The organism is Methanolobus sp. WCC1 (assembly GCF_045690315.1).
GTDB classification, from domain to species: Archaea; Halobacteriota; Methanosarcinia; order Methanosarcinales; family Methanosarcinaceae; genus Methanolobus; species Methanolobus tindarius.
This window is the reverse complement of record NZ_CP146979.1, coordinates 2,808,873-2,830,617: the sequence shown is the minus strand read 5'-3', so window position 1 is coordinate 2,830,617 and position 21,745 is coordinate 2,808,873. Positions and strand designations below refer to the sequence as shown.

The 21,745-nt window shown below is 39.1% G+C and carries 21 protein-coding genes; 8 read left to right on the top strand and 13 right to left on the bottom strand.

Annotation, left to right across the window (positions count from 1 at the left end; all coding sequences use genetic code 11):
• Positions 1 to 132: 132 nt before the first annotated feature.
• Both V7O61_RS13440 and serB read right to left on the bottom strand, forming a co-directional pair.
• A complete protein-coding gene (locus V7O61_RS13440; protein WP_023845477.1) occupies positions 133 to 993 on the bottom strand; it encodes a coiled-coil protein in 861 nt (286 codons plus the stop codon).
• Between the two features lie 66 nt (positions 994 to 1,059).
• Complete coding sequence (serB, locus tag V7O61_RS13435) at positions 1,060 to 1,677, bottom strand: phosphoserine phosphatase SerB (RefSeq protein WP_245596102.1); 618 nt, start codon at positions 1,675 to 1,677, stop codon at positions 1,060 to 1,062.
• A 390-nt stretch (positions 1,678 to 2,067) separates the two neighbouring features.
• On the opposite strand from serB, the gene V7O61_RS13430 reads away from it, so the two are divergent.
• The 3 genes from V7O61_RS13430 to V7O61_RS13420 all read left to right on the top strand — a co-directional run bounded on the left by V7O61_RS13430 (position 2,068) and on the right by V7O61_RS13420 (position 4,215).
• On the top strand, positions 2,068 to 3,066 hold the full coding sequence (locus tag V7O61_RS13430) for an ATP-binding protein (protein ID WP_407347492.1): 999 nt from the start codon (positions 2,068 to 2,070) through the stop codon (positions 3,064 to 3,066).
• Between the two features lie 125 nt (positions 3,067 to 3,191).
• A complete protein-coding gene (locus tag V7O61_RS13425) occupies positions 3,192 to 4,013 on the top strand; it encodes a F420-dependent methylenetetrahydromethanopterin dehydrogenase (RefSeq protein ID WP_023845480.1) in 822 nt (273 codons plus the stop codon).
• A 28-nt stretch (positions 4,014 to 4,041) separates the two neighbouring features.
• Positions 4,042 to 4,215: a hypothetical protein gene (locus V7O61_RS13420; RefSeq protein WP_023845481.1), complete on the top strand. Its 174-nt coding sequence runs from the start codon at positions 4,042 to 4,044 to the stop codon at positions 4,213 to 4,215.
• A gap of 36 nt (positions 4,216 to 4,251) precedes the next feature.
• Here the strand turns inward: V7O61_RS13420 and V7O61_RS13415 are convergent, their stop codons facing one another.
• Both V7O61_RS13415 and V7O61_RS13410 read right to left on the bottom strand, forming a co-directional pair.
• Positions 4,252 to 4,848, bottom strand: coding sequence for a pyruvate kinase alpha/beta domain-containing protein (locus V7O61_RS13415; RefSeq protein ID WP_288070491.1), 597 nt, complete (start codon positions 4,846 to 4,848; stop codon positions 4,252 to 4,254).
• A gap of 199 nt (positions 4,849 to 5,047) precedes the next feature.
• Complete coding sequence (locus V7O61_RS13410) at positions 5,048 to 5,377, bottom strand: hypothetical protein (RefSeq protein WP_407283323.1); 330 nt, start codon at positions 5,375 to 5,377, stop codon at positions 5,048 to 5,050.
• 640 nt (positions 5,378 to 6,017) lie between these two features.
• Here V7O61_RS13410 and V7O61_RS13405 point away from each other — a divergent pair.
• The 3 genes from V7O61_RS13405 (at position 6,018) to V7O61_RS13395 (ending at position 8,612) form a co-directional block, all read left to right on the top strand.
• On the top strand, positions 6,018 to 7,301 hold the full coding sequence (locus tag V7O61_RS13405; RefSeq protein WP_407283324.1) for an ATP-binding protein: 1,284 nt from the start codon (positions 6,018 to 6,020) through the stop codon (positions 7,299 to 7,301).
• A gap of 167 nt (positions 7,302 to 7,468) precedes the next feature.
• Positions 7,469 to 8,218 (top strand): proteasome assembly chaperone family protein, encoded by a 750-nt coding sequence (locus V7O61_RS13400; protein ID WP_023845485.1) that lies wholly within the window; start codon positions 7,469 to 7,471, stop codon positions 8,216 to 8,218.
• 4 nt (positions 8,219 to 8,222) lie between these two features.
• Complete coding sequence (locus V7O61_RS13395) at positions 8,223 to 8,612, top strand: DUF473 domain-containing protein (RefSeq protein WP_288070493.1); 390 nt, start codon at positions 8,223 to 8,225, stop codon at positions 8,610 to 8,612.
• Between the two features lie 59 nt (positions 8,613 to 8,671).
• Here the strand turns inward: V7O61_RS13395 and V7O61_RS13390 are convergent, their stop codons facing one another.
• The 9 genes from V7O61_RS13390 to V7O61_RS13350 form a co-directional block, all read right to left on the bottom strand.
• Positions 8,672 to 9,343, bottom strand: coding sequence for a DUF169 domain-containing protein (locus V7O61_RS13390; RefSeq protein ID WP_407283325.1), 672 nt, complete (start codon positions 9,341 to 9,343; stop codon positions 8,672 to 8,674).
• 4 nt (positions 9,344 to 9,347) lie between these two features.
• The gene (locus tag V7O61_RS13385) at positions 9,348 to 10,046 is read right to left on the bottom strand and encodes an endonuclease V (RefSeq protein ID WP_407283326.1); all 699 of its coding nucleotides are present in this window, start codon (positions 10,044 to 10,046) and stop codon (positions 9,348 to 9,350) included.
• Positions 10,039 to 11,658 carry an O-phosphoserine--tRNA ligase gene (gene sepS / locus V7O61_RS13380; protein WP_407283327.1) on the bottom strand — a complete coding sequence of 540 codons (1,620 nt, stop codon included), beginning with the start codon at positions 11,656 to 11,658 and terminating at the stop codon, positions 10,039 to 10,041. Before sepS ends, V7O61_RS13385 begins: the two co-directional genes overlap by 8 nt.
• 66 nt (positions 11,659 to 11,724) lie before the next feature.
• A complete protein-coding gene (locus V7O61_RS13375; protein ID WP_407283328.1) occupies positions 11,725 to 12,081 on the bottom strand; it encodes a hypothetical protein in 357 nt (118 codons plus the stop codon).
• Positions 12,082 to 12,597: 516 nt separating this feature from the next.
• Positions 12,598 to 14,283, bottom strand: a complete 1,686-nt coding sequence (locus V7O61_RS13370; RefSeq protein WP_245249965.1) for an AarF/ABC1/UbiB kinase family protein — start codon at positions 14,281 to 14,283, stop codon at positions 12,598 to 12,600.
• A 275-nt stretch (positions 14,284 to 14,558) separates the two neighbouring features.
• Positions 14,559 to 15,746, bottom strand: coding sequence for a hypothetical protein (locus tag V7O61_RS13365; protein WP_407282223.1), 1,188 nt, complete (start codon positions 15,744 to 15,746; stop codon positions 14,559 to 14,561).
• A gap of 78 nt (positions 15,747 to 15,824) precedes the next feature.
• Positions 15,825 to 16,415 carry a hypothetical protein gene (locus V7O61_RS13360; protein WP_407347416.1) on the bottom strand — a complete coding sequence of 197 codons (591 nt, stop codon included), beginning with the start codon at positions 16,413 to 16,415 and terminating at the stop codon, positions 15,825 to 15,827.
• Positions 16,415 to 17,392: a radical SAM protein gene (locus V7O61_RS13355; RefSeq protein ID WP_407347414.1), complete on the bottom strand. Its 978-nt coding sequence runs from the start codon at positions 17,390 to 17,392 to the stop codon at positions 16,415 to 16,417. Before V7O61_RS13355 ends, V7O61_RS13360 begins: the two co-directional genes overlap by 1 nt.
• 43 nt (positions 17,393 to 17,435) lie before the next feature.
• Positions 17,436 to 18,221 carry a TrmB family transcriptional regulator gene (locus tag V7O61_RS13350; RefSeq protein ID WP_209616444.1) on the bottom strand — a complete coding sequence of 262 codons (786 nt, stop codon included), beginning with the start codon at positions 18,219 to 18,221 and terminating at the stop codon, positions 17,436 to 17,438.
• A gap of 104 nt (positions 18,222 to 18,325) precedes the next feature.
• On the opposite strand from V7O61_RS13350, the gene V7O61_RS13345 reads away from it, so the two are divergent.
• Together V7O61_RS13345 and V7O61_RS13340 are read left to right on the top strand one after the other, a co-directional pair.
• The gene (locus V7O61_RS13345; protein WP_407347412.1) at positions 18,326 to 20,647 is read left to right on the top strand and encodes a hydrophobe/amphiphile efflux-3 (HAE3) family transporter; all 2,322 of its coding nucleotides are present in this window, start codon (positions 18,326 to 18,328) and stop codon (positions 20,645 to 20,647) included.
• Positions 20,644 to 21,708 (top strand): COG1361 S-layer family protein, encoded by a 1,065-nt coding sequence (locus tag V7O61_RS13340; RefSeq protein WP_209616438.1) that lies wholly within the window; start codon positions 20,644 to 20,646, stop codon positions 21,706 to 21,708. Before V7O61_RS13345 ends, V7O61_RS13340 begins: the two co-directional genes overlap by 4 nt.
• Positions 21,709 to 21,745 lie beyond the last annotated feature (37 nt).

Here is a 21,745-nt window from a genome sequence, read left to right as displayed (position 1 = left end):
TTTTAATCTTTCAGACCTTCGTCTCTGATTTAAGCATCTTTTTACTTATGGATTAATTGTAAATTACAATTAGAATTTATTGATAAAAAACAGTTGAAAAAAAGGGTGAAAAAGTCACCCTCTTAAATTTGATTATTTCAGGACTCCAGATCTCTGGATTGCCATCAGATTCTCCATGGTGAGCTTTTCGCCGGACTTGAACTTGTCAAAGATGTCTTCTGCATCCTTGCGTGCCTCTGCCCTTGAAGCCTCTTTCTTACCATCGACATCTCCCTTCTTGAGTTTGCGGAGTTCCTTGTCGATATCACGGATTTCTTTCTGGGCTGTGATGAAAAGTTTGTGCTGTTCATCAGCCTTTTCCTGGAAGTGAACGAATTCTTTGTGAGCAGCATCAGATTCTGCACGGACCTTGTCAGCCTCTTTGAAGGTGGTGATCATCTTGTCGTGATATTCCTGTGCCTTCTGTGCGTATTCTGAAAGTGTAGTGTGATAGGTGGATGCCTCGTCCCTGATCTCCTGTGCTTCAGTCAGCAGGTTCTTGAGCTCATCGTTGCTTTCAAGCTGCTGTTTCTTTACAACATACTGTTTCTGGAGTTCAGTAATTTTATTGACCAGCTCTCTTTCCTTGTTGGTTGTAAGGACTTCTGTCTGCTGTGCAAATTCCAGCCTGTCGATCTCCTTGCGGATATCTTTGATAGAAGGACCACCAAGGTTGTTTTCATTGCGTATCTGGTCTATCTTGGCAAATACTTCGTTAGCCTTGTTGTTGACCTCATCACGGAGTGCTTTGTTTTCCTTTACCTTCTCGTTGTTCTCGTCACGGAGCACCTTGTATTCCTGTGCTTCATTGATAAGGTCTTTAGTCTTTTTGTTCAGCTCATTACGCTTTGCTGCGAGTGTACTTGCTTCTGCGTTGAGTTCGTTACGTTTCTTCTTATATTCTTCAGACAGGTTCTTAAGCTCTGTCTTCTTTTCGTTCAGTTCTTTAATCACTTATTATCCTCCCGGTCCAGCAAAAAAGCTGGCATTTCATGCATCTCTAATGCACGATACTTGGCATCACTCGCTGTCCAGTGACTGGACAACCGGTATTACTGCCTCAAGATTCTTCTCTGTAATGACAATATTGGCATGTTCACGCAGGATAGGTTTGGAATTAAATGCAATGGCATATTTTGCCTTTTTGAATATACATATGTCATTGGCACCATCGCCAACTACTATACATTCATCAGGTTTTATCCCATATTTTCCAGAAATCTCTTCCAGAACAAACTCTTTAGAGCCTTGATCTGTCAGCGGACCTCTAACCTCTCCTGTAAGACAACCATTATCCGTAAGAAGCTCGTTTGAAACCACATGATCCATTCCCAGTGTCTCTCCAACACGGTCAGCAGCTATTGTAAAGCCGCCTGAGATCATTGCGGTTTTATAACCTCGGGATTTCAGGTAAGAAACCAGTTCTTTCGCACCTGGCATGAAAGGCATTTTGGCAAGAGCCTCATTTGCACTTTCAAGTGACAGTCCTTTAAGAAGCCTGACTCTTTGCTGAAGAGCTTCGGAAAAGTCAAGTTCCCCATGCATTGCTCTTTCAGTTATGGCGGCTACTTCGTCTCCCACTCCTGCGGCTTCTGCTAGCTCGTCAATGGTTTCAGCATCAATAAGGGTGCTGTCCATATCAAAAACTATTAACTTTATCCTATCAGAATTATTGCTGGTACGACTCACTTCATCAAACCTGGAATTTGAATCCCGTATTGAAACAGTATTTAAGTGCCGAGATTGATGTGAGATAAGTTACATTGCTTTTAAGGTTTTCGATAGATGTATTTGACAGCATTTCTATTTTCTGAAAGTTACCGGGGATATCAAAGATTGGAGTAATATTAGTTTATATATTATATTGCAAATTAAGCTATTCAGAATATATATGTTATTATTTCAGTGTATAAATGATATGGTTCAGGGTCTATCTGCGGATAGCAGGATACACGGTAGCTGGCAGGTAAAACGCTACAGGTATATGATCGAGGTATGACTGTACTGGAATAATTAAAGAGGTGATGTATCATTATCGGATCAAATATCAATGAGAGATATTATGGAATACTACAGGGTTATGTTTCCTCCCATGATGAAAAATATCTTCTAAGGTCAAGAGATCTTGGTTCTGAACTTGTAAGATATGGTGTCCCACCTGATGAGATTGTTGAAATGCATGAGAGGACGGTAAGGAAGCTAACAGGCAATCTTTCCTCAAAAGATATTATGCAATGTGCATTGCTTGTCTCAGTTCCTCTTGTAGAGGTCATGGTGGCTTATGGACTTGCTTTCAGGGAACTTGTAAAGGAACTTGAAGTCAAATCTCGGGAATTACAGCATTCTAATGAACTCAAAGAGTTGTTTGCAGATATAATGCGTCATGACCTTTTGAATCCTGCTTCTCAGGTAGATGGCTTTGTCTCTGTTCTGCTTGAATGTGAGGATGATTGCACTAAACGGTCAATGCTTTCCAATATTCATAAGAGCAATAGTAATCTTATTTCAATGATCGATAAAGCTGCAGAATTTGCAAAGCTGGATTCCGTTGATGAACTTGACTTTTCAGTACATGACCTGGCTTTAATTCTTAGGGAGGTTACGGATAGTTTTGCTTCGAAACTGGAGGAAAATAACATGACTATGAGCCTGGAAACTGAAAGCTCCTGTCCTTCGATGGTAAATCCTGTAATAGGTCAGGTATTTTCAAATCTCATATCCAATTCTATCAAATACAGTCCAAAGGGCAGCCATATGGATGTGAATATTTGTGACGAAGGGGATAAATGGAAAATTGCTGTGAAAGACAATGGTATTGGTATTCCGGAAACCGACAGGGACTTTATCTTCACCCGCTTTTCAAGACTGAATAAAGTAAAGAAACGTGGAATCAAGGGAACCGGTCTTGGACTTGCAATCGTCCACAAAATTGTTACTCTTCATAAAGGGGAAGTTGGCGTGGAAAGCAGTTCTCCTGAATCTGGCAGCACATTCTGGGTACGCCTCAATAAAGTAAAAACAGATTAGTGTTCCCATTCATATTTTCTCATTTTTCACTTTATTTCTGGAATATTTATTCATTTTTGGATTGTAGCGGTGTCATTCCAAAAGTAATATATGCTACACTGCCCATTGCACTACTGTGATTTTACATGGCAAAGATTGGATTCATAAAGCTAGGTAACTTAGGTATGAGCCAGGTCATCGACCTTGTACAGGACGAGATCGCAGCAAGAGAAGGAATTACCGTCCGTGTATTCGGAACCGGTCCTAAAATGGGTAAAGACGAGGCAGCAGCAACAGAAGAACTCAAAAAATTCGATGCTGACTTCTACGTTATGATCAGCCCAAACTCAAGCGCACCAGGCCCAACCGCAGCTCGTGAGATATACAAGGACGTTCCATGTGTTGTTATCTCAGACGGTCCAACAAAGAAGGACGACCGTGCAGCACTTGAAGAAGCTGGCTTTGGTTACATCATTATGACCGTTGACCCACTCATCGGTGCAAAGACAGAATTCCTTGACCCTGTAGAGATGGCATCATTCAACTCAGATGCAATGAAAGTCCTTTCAACCTGTGGTGTTGTAAGACTTATTCAGGAAGAACTCGACAAACTCGCTGCAATGGCAGATGAAGGTAAGGAACTTGAGCTTCCACACATCCTCGCAAAGCCAGAGAAGTGCATCGAGAGAGCAGGATTCAACAACCCATACGCAAAGGCAAAGGGTCTCGCAGCTCTGCACATGGCTGACATGGTCGCAAAGATCAACTTCCCGGCATGCTTCATGATGAAGGAGATCGAGCAGGTTACACTCACAACTGCAGCTGGTCACGAGATGATGCGCGCAGCAGCACAGCTGGCAATCGAAGCAAGAGAGATTGAGAAAGCAAACGACAGTGTCTTCAGGCAGCCACACTCCAAGAAGGGCAACCTGATGACAAAGACAGCTCTCTACGAGAAGCCACAGTAAGTACCTCTAAGGTACTTTTCTTTTTTTTATGGATACTCTTTCTGCGATACTGATCGGTATTGCTCTCTTTGTTGCATTTGTTCTTCTTACTGCCTATTTCATGAAGTCGACCTTGTACATGAATATGCAATCAAAAGTTGAAGAAGAAAACAGTGAATCTGAAAAAGACGAAGATGATGTTAAAAATAAGAGTGGGAATTAGTTCCCATTAAATAACTGATTTTAATATCTGATTTTGTTATTGTTTTGGCTCTTCCTTGGCTCTTGGCATTGCAATGATTTCTCTTACCTGGTTGCCGAAGAAATCAAAGGAATGTGCGGCTCTGAGGACTACTGATACGTCAGCTCCCCATCTGGTTCCGCCAATTGCTATTATCTCTGTGTCCTTGTCCACCGGTATGTGACCTGAGTCTGCTGCCATCATTGCGCTTTCAATAGCTACCTTAAATCCTTTTCCAAATACTGCTCGTAATGTGTCGGATATGACATCAGCACGGCTGGCACCGCCAATACGCTTCTGGATTGCACGCTCAACACCTGAGAACATGTGTGACTGTGTTGTCATTACAACTCCAAGTTCATTGAGTTTTGCAAGTTTGTCCTCATCGACTTCCCACTTTCCAGGTTCCTTGAGTCCGTACTGGTGTGTTATTGCTATTATCTTTACGTCCTGTCCTTTGAATGCTTCTGCGGCAATAAGTGCTGTTTCCCCACTTGTGCTTGCCAGCACAACATATTTGATTCCAAGCTCTGCTGCCCTTTTGGCAGATAACTTCATGACCTCTTCTGTGTTTGCTTTTCCAACTTCGTCAAAGTATGTGATTGTCTTTTCCATGTTATCGCCTTTGTGATTTTATCATAGCGTTAGTAATTTCTTAAAAAGCTTCTCATCATTGGATATAAATGTATTTCTAGGTAGTGATTATACTGCAAAAAGGAAAGTGCTGAAATACAACTTACTTATGTGCTGTCTAAGAGAGATGAATTTTACCTGCGGTCTCAAAAAGTAAAAAAGTAGTTTTGATGTGTCTTATTTAATCGACAACATTATACCCAAGACTTTTCAGGTTTTCGAAAATTTTCTTTCCAAATGATGGTATGAATGCTATGTAAGGTTTCTCATTCATTTTGTTGTGCTCTATCAAAAAACCAACATGTGTCTGTAAGGAATCGTCTTGTTTCCTAATCTTCTTATGTCTTCTGATGACCACAACGTTTTCCTTCCTGATTTCCACTCTTGTCAGGATTCCTTTTATTGTAATCTTGTTTGTGTCCGCCTTTAATTTCAGGAATGGTCCTGAAGAGTAGGTAAAGTTCTTTTCGTCCTTGCCTCTATAAAGGCCTCCGTATGCTGTATATGTCATTATTTCATCAACTCCTTGCAGATAATTTCATGACCACTTCCGTGTTTAACTTTCCGAAATCGTTAAACTATGTGATTGTTTTTCCATGTTATCGCCTTTGTGACTTTGTGATATGGAATTGGATGATTCCTTGCTCAATAATGTAGATATCTCAGTATATTATCCATAGATTGCGTATATATGTATATCGGAGATTATTTATAGTAATAACTAGCACCATTTTTTAATGATTGATCTGAGAACCGTATTTGTTTGTACAATTGCAGTTGAGCTTTTTCTTGTATTAGTCATGTTCATGTATTGGAAAAATCAGAAAACTTATCCTGGTTTTCTCAAATGGACACTTGGTATTTTTTCATTATTAATTGCTCATATATTTTATTCACTTAGAGGCAATGCTCCTGATTTAATAACAATTGTGCTGGCAAATACATTTGTAATTCTTAGTGTGTTTCTCAAATTAGAAAGTCTGAAACTTTATTTTCAGGTTCCTGCTTTTCGTAGGGATGTATATTTGCTATTTTTCCCTTTGGCATTGGTATTTTACTTTTTCACAGAGTATATTGATAGTCCTCTGATTCGTACTATCATACTCACAGTATTGGCAATTCTTATATTATCTATATCAGTGTATGTTCTTTTGACTCGAAGTAGTCCTGAAGAGATGCTATTTTCCAGGCTATTTGCATCCCTTTATATGCTTTTTATTCTGGTTCTTTTTGGAAGGTTGCTTGAGTGGTGGATTGCACCACTAACCAGAGATTTGTTAACATTATCATTTTTCAACAACATTCTCGTGTTTGTAGATCTGATTATCTCTCTCGGCACGACTATAGTATTTCTTTTGCTGAATGGACAGAGAATGAACAGTGAAATTGAATTTTCAAGGCTGAAGGCACAGGAGTTTGCAGAACGCTATTCTCATGCGGTCAAATCTGCAAAAGCATATGTATGGGATCTTGATCTGGAAACCGGGGATCTATTCTGGGATGACGCACTCGATAAATTATACGGGTCACCAATTGAATCTCAAAAACAACTTAAAAACATATGTCAGTCATTTGGTATTGATATTGATGATGTTTCAAATCTTGGGAACTTGTGTAATACGAATGTGATTGAAGAAGATCTGACTGTTGAGGTTACTTTCCACCATCCTGATAATGGAATGAGATTCTTGCTGGTTCATGCAACTACTTCATGTGACAATTCAAATCCTAGTAGATTAAGCGGATTAATTTATGATCTCACATCTTTGAGAAAGGTTGAGCATGCATTAAAGGAATCTCACCGGAAACTAAATCTTTTAACTCAGATAACTCGCCATGATATACTTAACAGGGTTCATATTGTACGTGGTTTTGGCCAACTTCTGGCCAGGGAATTAGAACAGCCTAAACAGCAGGAAATGGCAGAACATATCGTTGTAAGTGCTGATCTGATTTTTGATCTTATATCTTTCACAGGACAATATCAGAACATTGGGATGCAAGAGCCAAAATGGCAGGATATTGCTGTTCTACTGGATTCAAATGATATTCGTAATTCGATCGATGGAATTGAATTGAACCGCCCTGACTCTGGAACATTGATCTATGCAGATGTAATGCTGGAGAAACTTCTGTTCAATTTAATTGAGAATTCATTGAGACATGGTGGTGATGTAAAAGTAATTTCTCTTTCATACGAGCACTCAGATGAATACCTCAAAATAGTATATCAGGACGATGGCGTTGGTGTTCCGGAATCTGAAAAAGAGCAGATATTTGAAAGAGGATATGGTAAAAATACCGGTATGGGCTTATTTTTCTGTAGAGAAATATTGGAAATAACTAATTTGGCCATCCGTGAAACCGGAATTCTCGGGCAAGGTGTCAGATTTGAAATAAAAGTTCCTCCTGGTTATTTCAGGATGGGAAATTAATTCAGATCTTTTCTATAACCTGAAAACCGGCTAAATTTAAATCCTGGTGAGAACTTAATGCTTTCTATCTTTCTGTTTTATTATGCTTACAAACGATGCTCTTATCTATAATCGGAATCTTATATTAATCAGGGAGTTTACTAAGTTGTATTTTAAAAGGTGATCGTTTGGCTGAAACAGATTATGACGATAACAATGTAAAGATCATAACCACAGAGATTCAGACTGAAAATCCGGTACTTATTGAGGGATTTCCGGGTATAGGTTTAGTTGGTAATATTGCCAGTCAGCAGATAATAGATGAACTTAAGATGGAATATGTCGGTTCCATAGATTCCAGGCATTTTCCACCGATAGCAGTTCTCTATGAAGGGCTTATCAACATGCCAGTCAGGATTTACGAAAGCACAGAGCATGGCATGGTAATGGTGGTATCTGACATTCCAATCAATCCTGTAGTTGCATACGATATAAGCAAAGCACTTCTCACATGGGCTCAGTCCATCAATGTGAAAGAAATAGTATCCCTTGCAGGAATTGCAACCATGAGCGAGGAACACAAAGTGTTCGGTGCAGCCACAAACATGGACATGCTGGAGAGAATAAAGGAAAAAGTCGAATTATTCCAGATGGGAACAATCTCAGGAATTTCCGGCAGCATCATGGGAGAATGTCTCGTACGTGAAGTGCCGGCAATAAGTCTGCTCGGTTCAACCATGAGTCAGAACCCTGACCCAAGGGCAGCAGCGGTAGTAATTGATGTCCTGAATCTTCTTTACGACTATGGTATCAACACAGAAGGTCTCATAGAACAGGCAGAGAAGATCGAAATAGAGATGCAGAGACTCGCTGAGGATGTAAGGACAACCGAACAACCCACTGCAGGTGGAAGAAAAGAGTTCCCAATGTACGGGTGATAACATGGAATATATTGCTTTGACAGGAATATCTGAGCGTGTTATCTCAGAACTGAGACAAAACAGGCTTCTGACAATCGAGATCAGGAGTCCTAACAACTTTCTGGCTGCACTGCGCATGAACGTAGGAGAAATGCTGTTCCTGACCCACACAAGCGCCGAGGATCTCACAGGTGGCAGCATGGGCATAATCACAAAACTGGTCAGGCATCAGGTATCAACCCACCGCGTAATGCAGAGCAACGAAGCCTTTTACGAGGAACGTGAAACCACAAGCCTCAGACTTCAGCTCGACCCAAAATGTATTGCACGTGTAAGAAAAGTCCTGAACAACACCATCGGTGAAGTCACAAAAGTAGATGCTGAAGAAATCCCACTCTACAATGCCAGATGATTGTAATCAATGAGTGTAATTAGTAGGATTAGTAGGTTCAATCAAATAGACATACATAATTAATCAAAAGTTTCAGGGATGGTTTTAAGTCCCTCTTCTATTTTTTCCAGCATACTATATGAAATTCCAATCGGAACTTCTTCATTAGCATAGCCGCTATGTTTTCTCGAACCCTTGCAGCCATAGGATATCCCAATTCCCTCTTTCAGCACCCTTGCAGTACAATCCCCGCATATGGATGCCGCACCAATTGACTTTGAAGTAATACTCTCTCCAAAATGAAATGCATATGCCTGTATAATCTTCATTGCACTTTCAGGTTTAAGATAAAGCAAAAGAACATCAAATTCACTATTATTCTTGCCAAGAGGCTCGATTTTAACTGACCTGTAATCTCTTTCAATCCTTGGAAGTGAGTCCGCAGCTCTCTTTGCAGTCTCTTCATCCTTATAGCGATTGGAACTCAGGTAATAATCTGCCGGACTATTCTCACTAACACCAAGTATGAACTTTCCAGGTCTGCATCTTTGGTCTTCTATCAGGAAAGATTCTCCGTTTCGTGCCAGATGAATTAGTTCACAGTAAAGCCTCTCTGAAGTTTCACCTTCATCATCACACAGGGAGATGCACACAGGTTCGCCTTCGTCCATAAGCGCTTCAATATTCGGGTATTCTTGATAATGTTGGTTGTTTGGATAATCAGGAGAATTTGAATCGTTGTATGTTTTCATAATCTCATTTCCTGTTCTTGTGTTCCGAAATTTCTTTCTTAGCTTCCGCCGCATACATATGTGCAAGCCTCGTAGGTTCAGGCAATTTATATCCTTTCAGGCAGTGTTTTACAATTTCAAGCGAGCTTTCAACAGAAACCTTGTGTCCGGGTGCGATTATGATTGGATTACTACGTTTATTACTTTTCAGAAGCCAGCCAACCTGTTCACCTTTGAACATCAGTTTTTGTGATTCTCCCACCGCGTTAGGTGTTTCGGATTCACCGCAAAGGATCTTTTTGGAAACTCCAATTGTCGGGATATCCATAACCGCTCCAAAATAAGTAGCCATGCCTGCCTTAATCGGATGATTGATGCCGCAGGAATCAAACACAATTATGTCCGGTTTATTTTTAAGTTCCGTAAAAACAGATGCAATGGCTTTTCCTTCCCTGAAGTTCAGGTAGGTGGGTATGTAAGGAAGAGGCACTTTCTGTACAATGTGCTTTTTCTCAATTAGTTCAAGTGATTCATAGTCCAGGACAGGCATAGAGCAGATGATTTTATCGTCATAATATGCGCAGTCCACACCTGCTATTCTGTCTATCTTTCCAAAGCCATCCACAAGGCTGAGATTCCCAATGGCTTTGTTCTGGAGGAGTCTTAGTTCCTCCAGAGTACGTGAAGATGGGTCGAACCAGTAATCCAGTTCGCTATTATTCAATAGTTGCCCTCACAGTAGTGAACACAGGTCCACGGATATCTATTTTCTTCTTGTTGCTTGTGATAAAGCGCTGTGCCAGTGGTTCAAGGCGGATGTTAATCTCGGAAGGAACCTTCACGATCCTGACCCTTGTTTCAACTTCGCTTTCACCATTTTCAACAGCACATTCAATATCCTTTGCAGCCTGGCATGCAAAAGCATCAAGGAACCTTACACCAGTCCTTGCAGAATGGTTCTCAAGTACTTTCTTCCACTTCTTATTGTCAGGTACGCCAAGTACGTCATTTTCGTATGCAACAACTTCATTAAACACTGCAGGTCCACAGAGCTTTGTTTCCTCTTCCGGTTCGATAACCGAGACCTTTACTGTCTTTCCTTTGACTGTACCTTCCCATGCAGGGAATTCACACGGACTTGGGGTTGAACCATTCTCCTCACAGACAGCCACGATAGCCTTTACAATTTCCATTCCTTCTTCAGTCTCAGGAACATTAGTCACATGCACTGTCTTTGCAAGTTCGTTGTCGGTCATCTTCCATTCAGAATACTGAGCAATCTGTGGATATGTGAGAGAACGGATGTCAGTTGCATCGTGGAGTATCATTGCAAGCCTTTCCACGCCAAGTCCCAGGTTCATCACAGGATAGGGTATATCGTACTGTGAGAGGGCTGTAGGTGAGTAAATTCCAAAGGTTGCTATCTCTATCCATCCGTCGGAATATTTTGTCTTAGAACCCACCAGATTTGGATGGTAAGCAAATACCTCTATCTGTGTGTCAGGTACGTAGTACTTGCTGCGCTTGTCATCCGGCCTGAACATAAACTTCTCAAAACCGAACTGTGAAAGTAATCCCTGCGCTACTGCTTTTCCGTGGTCTATGGTCACATTCTCATCCATAATCACACAGGATGCAGAGTAGTAAGTCATCAGACGTGCCGCATCTTCGTCCTGCTCCCTTCTGAAGCAGCGGTCAATTGAGAAGAAATTGAAAGGCGGGTTTGCACGTTCAATTACTGATGCAAGACTGATGAACCATCCTGAAGTCATGTGACTTCTGAGTGTCTTCTTGGTAGCCTGAGGAATGAGTTCCTTAAATTCCGGGAAGACCTGGTCAATCATCTCAACAACAAGTGAGTCTGATACGTTGATACTTGCTGCAATCTCAGGTACGAGGTCATCTCCTTCGACATCTCCCTTCTTGTATGCGTGAAGAACTTTCCTGATGGTCTCAATGGCTTCATCATCAACTCCCCCGAGTATCTCCTTAATCTCAGCGATACGCTCGTCTGAGATACCTACATTCGGACGTGGGAGTCCTGCAAGGTAGAAGCATCTGTCAAGGACAGCCAGCGCTTCATGGCTGAACTGCTTGTGAACCTCTCTCTCATCAACAATAAGTGGGTTCATCATTTCCTCAAATCCCATTCTGAGGTAAGCATCACGAAGCTTTGAGATTGTGTCATAAACCGGATGTGGCTTGCCATATTTGATGGTCATATGTGGGTACTGTTCATTCAGCTTTGACTCGCTGATGTACTCTGTACCCTTATTCCATGCAGCGTCAAAATCCTCGCTTGCTGCTTTTTTGATATCATCAGGGTTGAATTTCATGTATATTCCTCGTAATATGTGTAAATATGTAACTGAATTGAAAGCGGGTTAATTTTGATTAATTGACTAGTTTATTCTATTCTCAAATTCCTTCATTGCTTTTTCCAGCTTCTGCTGGCGCATTGCATTTGTAAGGTCGCCTCTGGTTTTCTCTATAATTGACCTAGTGACATCGGTCTTATGTCGAAGTCCGTGTGTCATGGCGTCGGGATAGTCAAACATCATGAGACAATTGTATATCTCTTCCATCAGGCCCAGGTATTTTTCTCCTTCTTCGGGAGTATCTTTTCTAATAAGATCCAGAATATGTCGTCTGAGTTCCCCTCCAACATCTCCAAGACCGTTAAGGTATGCTACGTTGCTGACATTAAGTTCCTGAGGTCCGGGAATCTCGTCATCTTCACCGCTGAGTATGTTGTACACAACAAGGCATTCGACGAATTCCTGCTGGGCATGTTCCAGAAAACCGGAATAGTATCAGTACATCCGAAAGTAGATGAAACTTCCTCTTCGATATTATGCACTATATTTAATAAAATTGAAGAGGACAACATCATATCAACATGTAACCTATTACCATTATTTGCAGTCATCAATAAATAATATTTATAATTAAACATCTAGTTGTACTTGTACATCACATCTTCTAATTGTATAAATAAAGTTTACTTTACCTTGTCATTAATGTCGTTACCTTACATACTCTAAAAGATTTACAAGCATATGTGGAAATTAATAAATCATCAACTTTAACTACTTATTTAGTATTCAAAAATAAATAGCGTTATTTTTAACGATATACCATTGACATATATGCACTAATAATTCTGCCTGGTTGTTATACAATGCATTTAAATGATTTATTTTTTTTCTATGTTTTTCATTTCTGATGTCGTTGGAAGATTACTGTTTATCGCTTTTAAGCTTAGATGAATGAATCTAATTGTAAATACGTTCCGTTTTGAGAATAGAGATAACAAACCCCATTCCTAAAAGGAAAGCTATGATAAATCCAAAGACTCCAAGAAATGGAACGCCCCAGACGAGTGGTTCCATATCAGTTTGCAAAATCAATGATGAACCTATTATTATGGCTGACACAATAAAACTAAATGCAATACGATTACTTGCATCATTAATTTCTTGAGGTAATGTTTCAAGTTCATTATGCCTGAATTTGATATTTAGTTCACCTTTTTCTATTAAAGACAGAATTTGTGATATCTGCATCGGCATTTTGTGCAGTACACGAGAATATTTCGGTACATTCTTTAATGCTGAATTTGTAATATTCTTAGGACTCAAACGTTTTTTCATATATTTTTTTGCATGTGGTTCAAAAACAAGTGCCAGATTAAAATCGGGCATCAGCTGAGAACCAAATCCTGTAATCATAATTGTTCCCCTTAAAAGTAAAGCAACATTTGGTGGAAGTTTTGCATGATGTTCTTGCAATATAACGAATATATCACTAATCATTGATGCTGCATCCATTTGCTTTAAAGATCTGCCGTAGTATTTATCTAAGAATGTTTCAATATCATTTTTTAATCTCTGAGTATCTGCATCACTTCCAATAACATCATACTCATACATAATTTCTACAAACTGCTCAACATCACCCTTTTTCATTGCGAAGAGTGCATCAATAAATCCATTTTGAAGGTCATTCGACAACCGACCAACCATGCCAAAATCAATCAGTGCAATAGTTTCATTGTCCAATATAAAAACATTACCAGGATGAATATCTGCATGAAATAAACCATCTTCAAATATCTGTTTCATAAAGGCGTTGGAACCAATCATTGCTATTTTTTCTCGATCATATCCTAATTTGTCAAGTGATTGAAAATCATTTGCTTTAATGCCATCGATATATTCAAGCGTCAAAATCTTTTGACTACTATAGTTCCAGTATACTTTTGGAATGTAGACTGACTTTTCATCTTTGAAATTATAAGAGAAACGTTCAATATATTGAGCTTCTTGTGTGTAGTCGAGTTCAGTACGAATTGATCTTGAAAACTCATCTACAATTTTGACCAATCCATATTGCTTGGCAGCCTGAACACGTTCTTCAGCAAGTCTGGCAAGACTATTCATAATATCCAGATCTGTTTCAATAATTTTATTGACATGTGGACGTTGGATTTTAACAACCACATTCATACCATCTTTCAACTTAGCTCTATGTACCTGACCTATAGATGCAGCTGCCATTGGTTTACGTTCAAAAGTTTCAAATAAATCATCAAGAGTGGCTCCCAACTCATCTTGAATTACATATTCAACATCTTCCAATGCAAATGAAGGGACATTGTCCTGAAGTTTTGCAAATTCATCTGCATATTCAAGCGGTATCAAATCCTTACGAACACTGAGTATTTGTCCTAATTTCACATAGGTAGGACCAAGTTCTTCAAGTACTTCCCGTAATCTTTCAGGACGTGATACTGCTTCTTCTTTTGATGTATAGAGTTTATTTGAATCTAAGATGTGAATGTGAAACGGACGAAGTTTCAACTGATCAACAAGATAGTCAAATTCATATTTTATCAAAATATCTATTATTTTTTTGTACCTTTTTATCATTGAGTATTTGCGTAGTATACTAAGGTTCATACCGATTCTCCTATTTTTATATAAGATTATAATACGATACAATAAAATATATAATAGATGTATTGATTATTGCGATCTTTAGCAAAATCTCTATTATTTTCTTGTATCGTTTTACTATCAAGTATCTCTGTAGTATACTAAAATACATACAAGGTCACCGATTTCACAATATATTGTGCAGCATTACTGTAAAGTACATCAAAGAAGGCGCAAATAAAATCACCAAGTATAGTTTGCTACAATCCATAGATCTGCGCTCCTTTACCAATTCCGTATTAGATCACAAATCCCGATGTGTCTTCCACCATTCCCTGGCCACTTCCAGTAGTATCCAGTGTAATTACATCATAATTAGTTTCGATTTTAAGATCAATGACTTCTACAAGATTTTCAATGTATTTAAAATCAAAATCTTTCCTGAAGCTGAATGACTTTTTACAGTAGCTTTTCATGACTACAAATACCTTATTTCCTTCAGCAGTAACAATCCACCTTTTATCTTCTTTCTCTGAAGGATATTCATGAACACTAACCTTTTCGAAATAGTGCATTTTCTGAGTCATGGAATCGTAAAAACTCATAGAATTGTAAATATCATATTCCACCCCCATTACCTCAATCGAGGGTACAAAATAAGTCAATATAGAACCATTCCTGAAAACTATCCTTGACCATTTCCATGGAATGAACGGACCAACTACTATGACCTTTTGAGCATAACATTTACCTGAGAAATCGTTACAAGAAAGCTGACCTTCGAAATCAAAATAAAGGTTAGCTAGGCGAAAACCAAACAAACCTTTGAATTGCTCTGACAACTCGGAAATGAATTCAGTATTTTCAGGTTTCTTTATCGTCAGAGAACAAAACTTTTTACCAGCTTCCATAATATTCAGAGAATATTCAGGAAATGAACCACAAAATTCAGCACTGATATTATCATTAAAACAAGCTATAATATCATCCTTAATTTCAATGGTGCAGAGGTCATCTGTAATCGTTCTCTGTTTTTCATCATATTCCCATGAAACACAATAACCCTCTGTTCGGTTATCAGACACTTTGCTATCTTTTATGTAGCGACCATTAACCTCGATGTCACCGTCTGTTCTACCAAACATCAAAAAAAATTGACGTTTTGAGCCATCATTAGCAGTAAATTTCATGAACCAATATTCTTTTCCAAAAAGAGGAAGATCATCAAATGAAAAAAGAAAGTCATCGATATTCTTTCCTGATTTCTTCTTCAAAAAAAGTCTTTCAATACTATTCTTACTTTCTTTCAGTTCATTTATTGAAGCAATAAATGCTTGTTTTTCCTTTTTAGGCAGCGTTTTGATGTAATTGTTTCTTTTTTTTATGAAATTCAGCAACCTATTCTTATCCATACCAACCTGATTTCCAACATCGCTATTTCTAGAATCGTTCTCTGTTAATGTCGGGCTTACAGCTTCTTCAATCATATTTAACACCCATTTTTTCCATTTCTAAAATATTCCACATTCTCCGGTCAGTATATTACAACTGGGGACAGTAAATGTCTATGAGTAAAACGGTTTTGAGAATTTTGCCTCTACTTCCTGTCGATGGATTGTATTATATGCACAGAATGGAATCACACGTCCATCTGGTGTAGCGTAGTGTATTCCACACCTCTGCACCCTCTCGATATCAAAATTATAGGGATCTTGAAAATGCATTGATCCAAGGAACAAACTATTCCTGTGGAAGGGCTTTAAAGCTTCTCCTGTACCTTTATTGAAAAAATCCATTATCATTTTCGTGACATTGATAGACTGTGGAGCAGTTTTCTGATCGATGAAACTGGATATTTTGTGAAGGGCTTTACTAGTAAGACCTGCTTTTTTTATCTGAAAATTCGTATTACTTATCTGAGGGGATATCTCATCTAGATATTCAAACAAACCGTCTACATCCACAAAACGAGTAATAGGAATTAGCTTATCTCCATCTTTGAAAATATATGTAACAGTTCCACAGTGAGGATGTATTGTGAATTGTAGAACTTGTTTGTTCAACATGGCTGCTATGAATCTGGATATTGACGTTGATTGTGGTACAGAGAACCAATCATCCCTGCAGATAGTCCCATTTGTTTGTTCTTCAGTCATTAATAAAAAATCTGGAATTGTAATTCTTTTTTCTCTCTTTCTGTCTGATCAATGCGACCTGTGAAAGCAACTGGTTGGAAATTGACGCCTTTGATAACATCAAGCCTTTCTGAAGCAAAATTGATTATATTTCCAACTTGATGATCATTTACTTCTTTTATAAGAGTTGGTACCAACACAATGCTCGCAATTCCTGCAGTACGACAGTTGTTTATTGCAGCATTTTTCAATGGAAAGGCATTAAAACCACGTGTAATGTGATAGGGTTCTTCTCCTATACCATCAAATGACAAATAGACAGTCTGAAGACCAGCTGTCCTTAATTTATGTGCAAATTCTACATCCTTTGCAATTCTTACTCCATTAGTGGCAATTTGAATATGTAAAAAATCAAGGTCTTTTGCCATTGATATTAGCTCTGGCAAATCATCACGTACAGTTGGTTCACCACCAGAAAATTGGACCGCACAGCATGGAACAGGTTTCTGATTCCTAAGCATAAGTAGCATATTCTGAATCTGTTCTTCATTTGGCTCATAAATGAATCCACTTCTTTTTGCATTCGCAAAACATACAGGACAGTTAAGATTACATCTATTTGTTACATCAATGTTTGCCAGAATAGTGCTGGTTGTATGTTTTTCACATAATCCACAATCAAGAAGATGATTCTCGCTCTTTATTGCAGGATTTAAAACACCTGTGCCTACTACATGAGATTGACAGAACTTATTATAAAGTTCAAAATCAGACCAATAGATATCTTGGAAAGTACCATGATTAGAACAATACTTGGAAAGGTAAACGCTGCCATCTTCTGTGAAAATTTCAGCAGGAATTTTGTCCAAGCATTCCGGACAAAGTGAGATTGTATTTTTTATGTGCAACCTTTGTTTTTTATTTAGCTCATCCGTTTCGCTATTTTTTGAAACTACATTTATACTCAAATTGCAGTCTGTTGTGCATTTGCTAGTCATTTGCTCACCATTTTTATTACTTTTATCTGCTATGGATACGAGACTATTCTATTGATGCAGATTGATTCCACTCTGCATCAATGAAATGCCTGAAAACACGAACATGCTCTTTCCCACAGTACCATGTAGCATTGAGGTTAGGAGGAAATATTTCATCATTGACAGTGACTACAAGAAGTTCTTTCTCATCAACAGAAAGGATACCACCCATTAGAGGACTAGAATTGTTCTTTTTATTATACACTTTGACTTCAGCACCGGGCAACTCTGTGGCAATTTCATCTGCATAAATTTTATCATTGACAGTTATTTTAACCTTCACGCCCTCACTGATTTTTTCACGAATCTCTTTCCAAATACTGCCCATAATAGGATAAACAGCAACAATTTGGTTCAATGGAACGTATGACGAAGAAAAAAGAATCTCTTTATTGGATGATTCAAGCATTTGAAGTATCTTGTCAGTGACATTCTTCACACCATTAATATTCCATGCCGAGTTATCTTCTAAAGTCCCTTCCTGTTTTTGATAGATATTTTCAAGTTGTTCCAGGGAAAAATCCACAGCAACCGCGTAATCTTTTGTCAACAGAGTGATTATTCTTTCGGGTTCCTGTGCTTTATATCTCATTGGTTTGGAGTTCTGAATCTCGATTAACCCTCTGTTTTTAAGTTTGTCTATTACACCATACACAGCAGAACGTGGGACACCCGAAAGAGTATGGAGGTCAGCTGCATTCCTGCTTCCGTACTGCGTTAGTGCTGCCAGAATTTTGGCTTCATAGGCTGTCAAACCTAATTGTTGCAGAGATTCTATTAACAATTGCATAATAACATTGATATAAGTATCTTCTATTTACTATCTTCGGTACAACAATAAACTAGTATTAAATAACTATTCATATTGTTAGTATTCTATTACTAACAGATATCATGTCTGCAAAAAAAAGATTTGAACAAATTGGAGCTGTGATTGAGAAATGGCCTCTGGGAATAATTATCGTTGCGATTCTCATGATGCTGATTGCATTTCAAGGAGCAGGCTTGATAGAACATAAAAGTGGAACAGACACTTTTGTAGAAAAAGACTCTGACCTCTATCAGAACTATGATCATATCTACAAGCAGAATTTTGGAAACGAAGTTATAATGGTGCTCATCGATTCTGATGATGTAAGGGAATCTGAAGTCATCGAAGCAATTGATGATTTTGATACGCTGATAGCCCGAGATAAGGATGTAGAGAATGTTATCAGTATGGCATCACTGATTAAGAATACTGCATATTCCGTCACCGGCCATTCTGAAATACCCAATAATTACGATTCCATTCTGTCAATAATTGATTTACTGCCTTCTGCTTATGTTGACCAGTTGATGCCTGACAACACGCATACTATTATTATGGTGCAGTTGCCGGGAAACATAGATGAAGACAACAAGGAAAGAGTGCTTACGCGGGTAGAGAGAACAATTGAAGTGGTTGATTTTCCCACAGGCACAAATGCTGTTGCAACAGGTGAACCTGCTTTTATGATTGCGATGTCCGAAGAGATGAGCTCAAGTCTCCAAACAATGCTTATCCTTGCATTTGTCCTGATGATCTTTGCATTGCTTATGGTATTCAGACATGTCAGGTGGTGTCTGATGCCATTGCCTGTAGTTCTTATAGGTTTGATATGGACTTTTGGTGCAATGGGTTATCTGAACATACCCATGACGATGGCATCCATGGCAGTATTCCCAATTCTTATCGGACTTGGTGCCGACTATGCAATTCAGTTCCATAACCGTGTGGAAGAAGAACTTGCAAAAGGTGAGAGTGTCGAAGAAGCCATTATTGATACAATCACACATACTGGTCCTGCTGTTGGGAGTGCTGTTGTAGCCACATGTCTGGGTTTTATCGCTCTTTTAATATCCCCGGTTCCTATGATACAGGATTTCGGCAAAATGAGTCTTGTGGGTGTGCTACTCTGTTACATTGCTTCAATGTTTGTTCTTGTATCCATCTTATACCTACTTGACAGACGAGAAGAGAAAAAGAAACGCAGGTATCCTGCAAGACAGGCTTCTGTAAAAAAAGCAGAACAAAAGGAAACAGCTATTGGGAAAGTACTTTCCCATGTTGCCATGTTCTCTGCAAAAAGACCTTTGATCATCATTGTGCTGGCATCTGTTCTTGCAGCGGGAGGATTGTATGCTGATGAACATGTAGGTGTTCAGACCGAGACAAAGGATTTTGTACCACAGGACATGCGGGCTTTGCAGAATCTGAATAAACTAACAACAGTGGTGGGTGGAATTGATCAGATAAACATTATTGTCAGAACAGATGATGTCCTTGATCCAGACCTGCTGCAATGGATGTTAGATTTTTCTGAAAGAGAAGAAGAAAGCAATAGCTATATAACAGGTTCAAGCAGCATTGCCTCCCTGATCGAATCAAGTCATGGTTCGATTCCCTCAGATAAGGATACCATTACTTCTGTCACTGATAGCATGTCCTCGGTTGTAACGGATCAGTACATCGAAGGAAGCAATCTTGCTGTAATAAACCTGAAACTTGAGAGTGACCTTCCTTCTGAGCAAATCACAACAGCTTTTGACCTTGTCAAAAGTGACATGGAATGGTATGATCCTCCAGCAGGTACTACGGTAACTGTCACAGGTTCAAAGGTAATGACAAATTCCATTATAGATGCCCTGACATCCGGCAGGACAACTATGGGTTATCTTGGGATGGTAATTATCTTCTTGGGAATGCTTGTGATCTACAGGGACTGGCTGAAGGCTGTATCCACAATATTACCAATTGTAATGGTAACAGGCTGGATAGGGGGAGTGATGTATCTCCTTGACATGCCATACAATCCGCTGACTGCCACTCTTGGTGCTCTTGCAATAGGCATTGGAGCAGAATTCACAATATTGATGCTTGAACGTTACTTTGAGGAACGTGAAAAAGGCATGGAACCATATGATGCAATGGAAAAGGCTGCATCTTCAGTTGGTCCGGCTATCATTGCATCAGGTTCTACTGTCATATTTGGCTTCTCAGCCCTTATTGTATCCTCGTTCCCAATGATAAGTGATTTTGGAAAAGTTACAGTGATAGCTGTTGCATTTTCCTTGTTGAGCACAGTTATTGTGCTGCCACCCATCATGGTAAACCTTGATAGGTGGAGAATAAAACACCAATCTTCAGATAAATTAGAGAACAAAAATACAAAATATAGCAAGGTGAATGTATGATATCCCTTAAAAATGTAAAGATGCTCACGATAGCACTCTTGGTGCTAAGTTGTATGCATAGTGCGTCTGCAAGCATAGATGAAGACGTTATTTCAGAAATAGCAAGTGATTACTACGATCTTTACGGTTCCCCTCATCTAGTAGCAAACCTCGCCTGCGATGATGTATTTGAGAGAGGTGAAGATGCTGTCCTGTACGTGAACATCATGAACGATGGTCAGATCACAGGACTTGAAGCCGATGAGGATGAGATTGAGGATGATTTCAGAGATGGACAGATTGGTGAGACACTTACCAGGACTTACATGGCAAGTGAACTCGCTTCTGACAGAGCCATTACAAAAGCTGAGGATATAACAGCAACACTTTCACTTGTAGACCCGGATACTCCCATAGACATAAAACTTGATACCCTGCTTCTGGGTTCAATTAGTTCAGGTAAATCCTTAGAATCACCTGCCGAATTCCCTATAGAGGTATATGACAATGCAGAAGCTGGTACTTACAGATTGAAACTCAATGTGAAATACAGGTACCAAAAAGATTCTGCTGTAACTCCTCCCTACGGTGACACATACTACTGGCATGAAGAAATGAACCAGACAATGTACCTTGATATTTTTGTAGAGGAGGAACCATATTTCAAGGTGATAAAGACAGAATCTGGTCTTCAGAAGGGTGATAAGGAAACCATCAACATAACCTATGCGAACATTGGAGATGATGTTGCATACGACTGTATTGCAAGGATAAGTGTTGTGGATCCATTCACAACCAGCGATGACGAAGCATATCTTGGTGACATGTACCCCGGAGATTCAAAGACTGCAACTTTCGAGGTTAATGTGGCAGATGATGCTACAGTGAAACCCTATGCGATCAGCACTGAAGTGAAGTATACTGACAAACACGATGAAAGTCAGTATTCCGATGATCTCAAGGCTTCGGTGAATGTTGGTGAGTCCGAATCCAGCCTGAATGGAACTACTATGTTAGGTGCTGTAGTCCTGGTGGGTATTGTCAGTATACCACTGTATTTAAGGTCCAGAAAAAAGGAGTAGAGATGAAGAAAATAACAAATAGGATGTAATAACGTAA

Excerpts from the sequence above, each read along its gene's own strand:
- V7O61_RS13420 (WP_023845481.1), top strand. The coding sequence starts at position 4,042 with ATGGATACTCTTTCTGCGATACTGATCGGTATTGCTCTCTTTGTTGCA.
- V7O61_RS13425 (WP_023845480.1), top strand. The coding sequence starts at position 3,192 with ATGGCAAAGATTGGATTCATAAAGCTAGGTAACTTAGGTATGAGCCAG.
- serB (WP_245596102.1), bottom strand. The coding sequence starts at position 1,677 with ATGGACAGCACCCTTATTGATGCTGAAACCATTGACGAGCTAGCAGAA.
- V7O61_RS13345 (WP_407347412.1), top strand. The coding sequence starts at position 18,326 with ATGTCTGCAAAAAAAAGATTTGAACAAATTGGAGCTGTGATTGAGAAA.
- V7O61_RS13340 (WP_209616438.1), top strand. The coding sequence starts at position 20,644 with ATGATATCCCTTAAAAATGTAAAGATGCTCACGATAGCACTCTTGGTG.
- V7O61_RS13365 (WP_407282223.1), bottom strand. The coding sequence starts at position 15,746 with ATGATTGAAGAAGCTGTAAGCCCGACATTAACAGAGAACGATTCTAGA.
- V7O61_RS13370 (WP_245249965.1), bottom strand. The coding sequence starts at position 14,283 with ATGAACCTTAGTATACTACGCAAATACTCAATGATAAAAAGGTACAAA.
- V7O61_RS13355 (WP_407347414.1), bottom strand. The coding sequence starts at position 17,392 with ATGACTAGCAAATGCACAACAGACTGCAATTTGAGTATAAATGTAGTT.
- V7O61_RS13350 (WP_209616444.1), bottom strand. The coding sequence starts at position 18,221 with ATGCAATTGTTAATAGAATCTCTGCAACAATTAGGTTTGACAGCCTAT.
- V7O61_RS13395 (WP_288070493.1), top strand. The coding sequence starts at position 8,223 with ATGGAATATATTGCTTTGACAGGAATATCTGAGCGTGTTATCTCAGAA.
- V7O61_RS13360 (WP_407347416.1), bottom strand. The coding sequence starts at position 16,415 with ATGACTGAAGAACAAACAAATGGGACTATCTGCAGGGATGATTGGTTC.
- V7O61_RS13415 (WP_288070491.1), bottom strand. The coding sequence starts at position 4,848 with ATGGAAAAGACAATCACATACTTTGACGAAGTTGGAAAAGCAAACACA.
- V7O61_RS13390 (WP_407283325.1), bottom strand. The coding sequence starts at position 9,343 with ATGAAAACATACAACGATTCAAATTCTCCTGATTATCCAAACAACCAA.
- sepS (WP_407283327.1), bottom strand. The coding sequence starts at position 11,658 with ATGAAATTCAACCCTGATGATATCAAAAAAGCAGCAAGCGAGGATTTT.
- V7O61_RS13410 (WP_407283323.1), bottom strand. The coding sequence starts at position 5,377 with ATGACATATACAGCATACGGAGGCCTTTATAGAGGCAAGGACGAAAAG.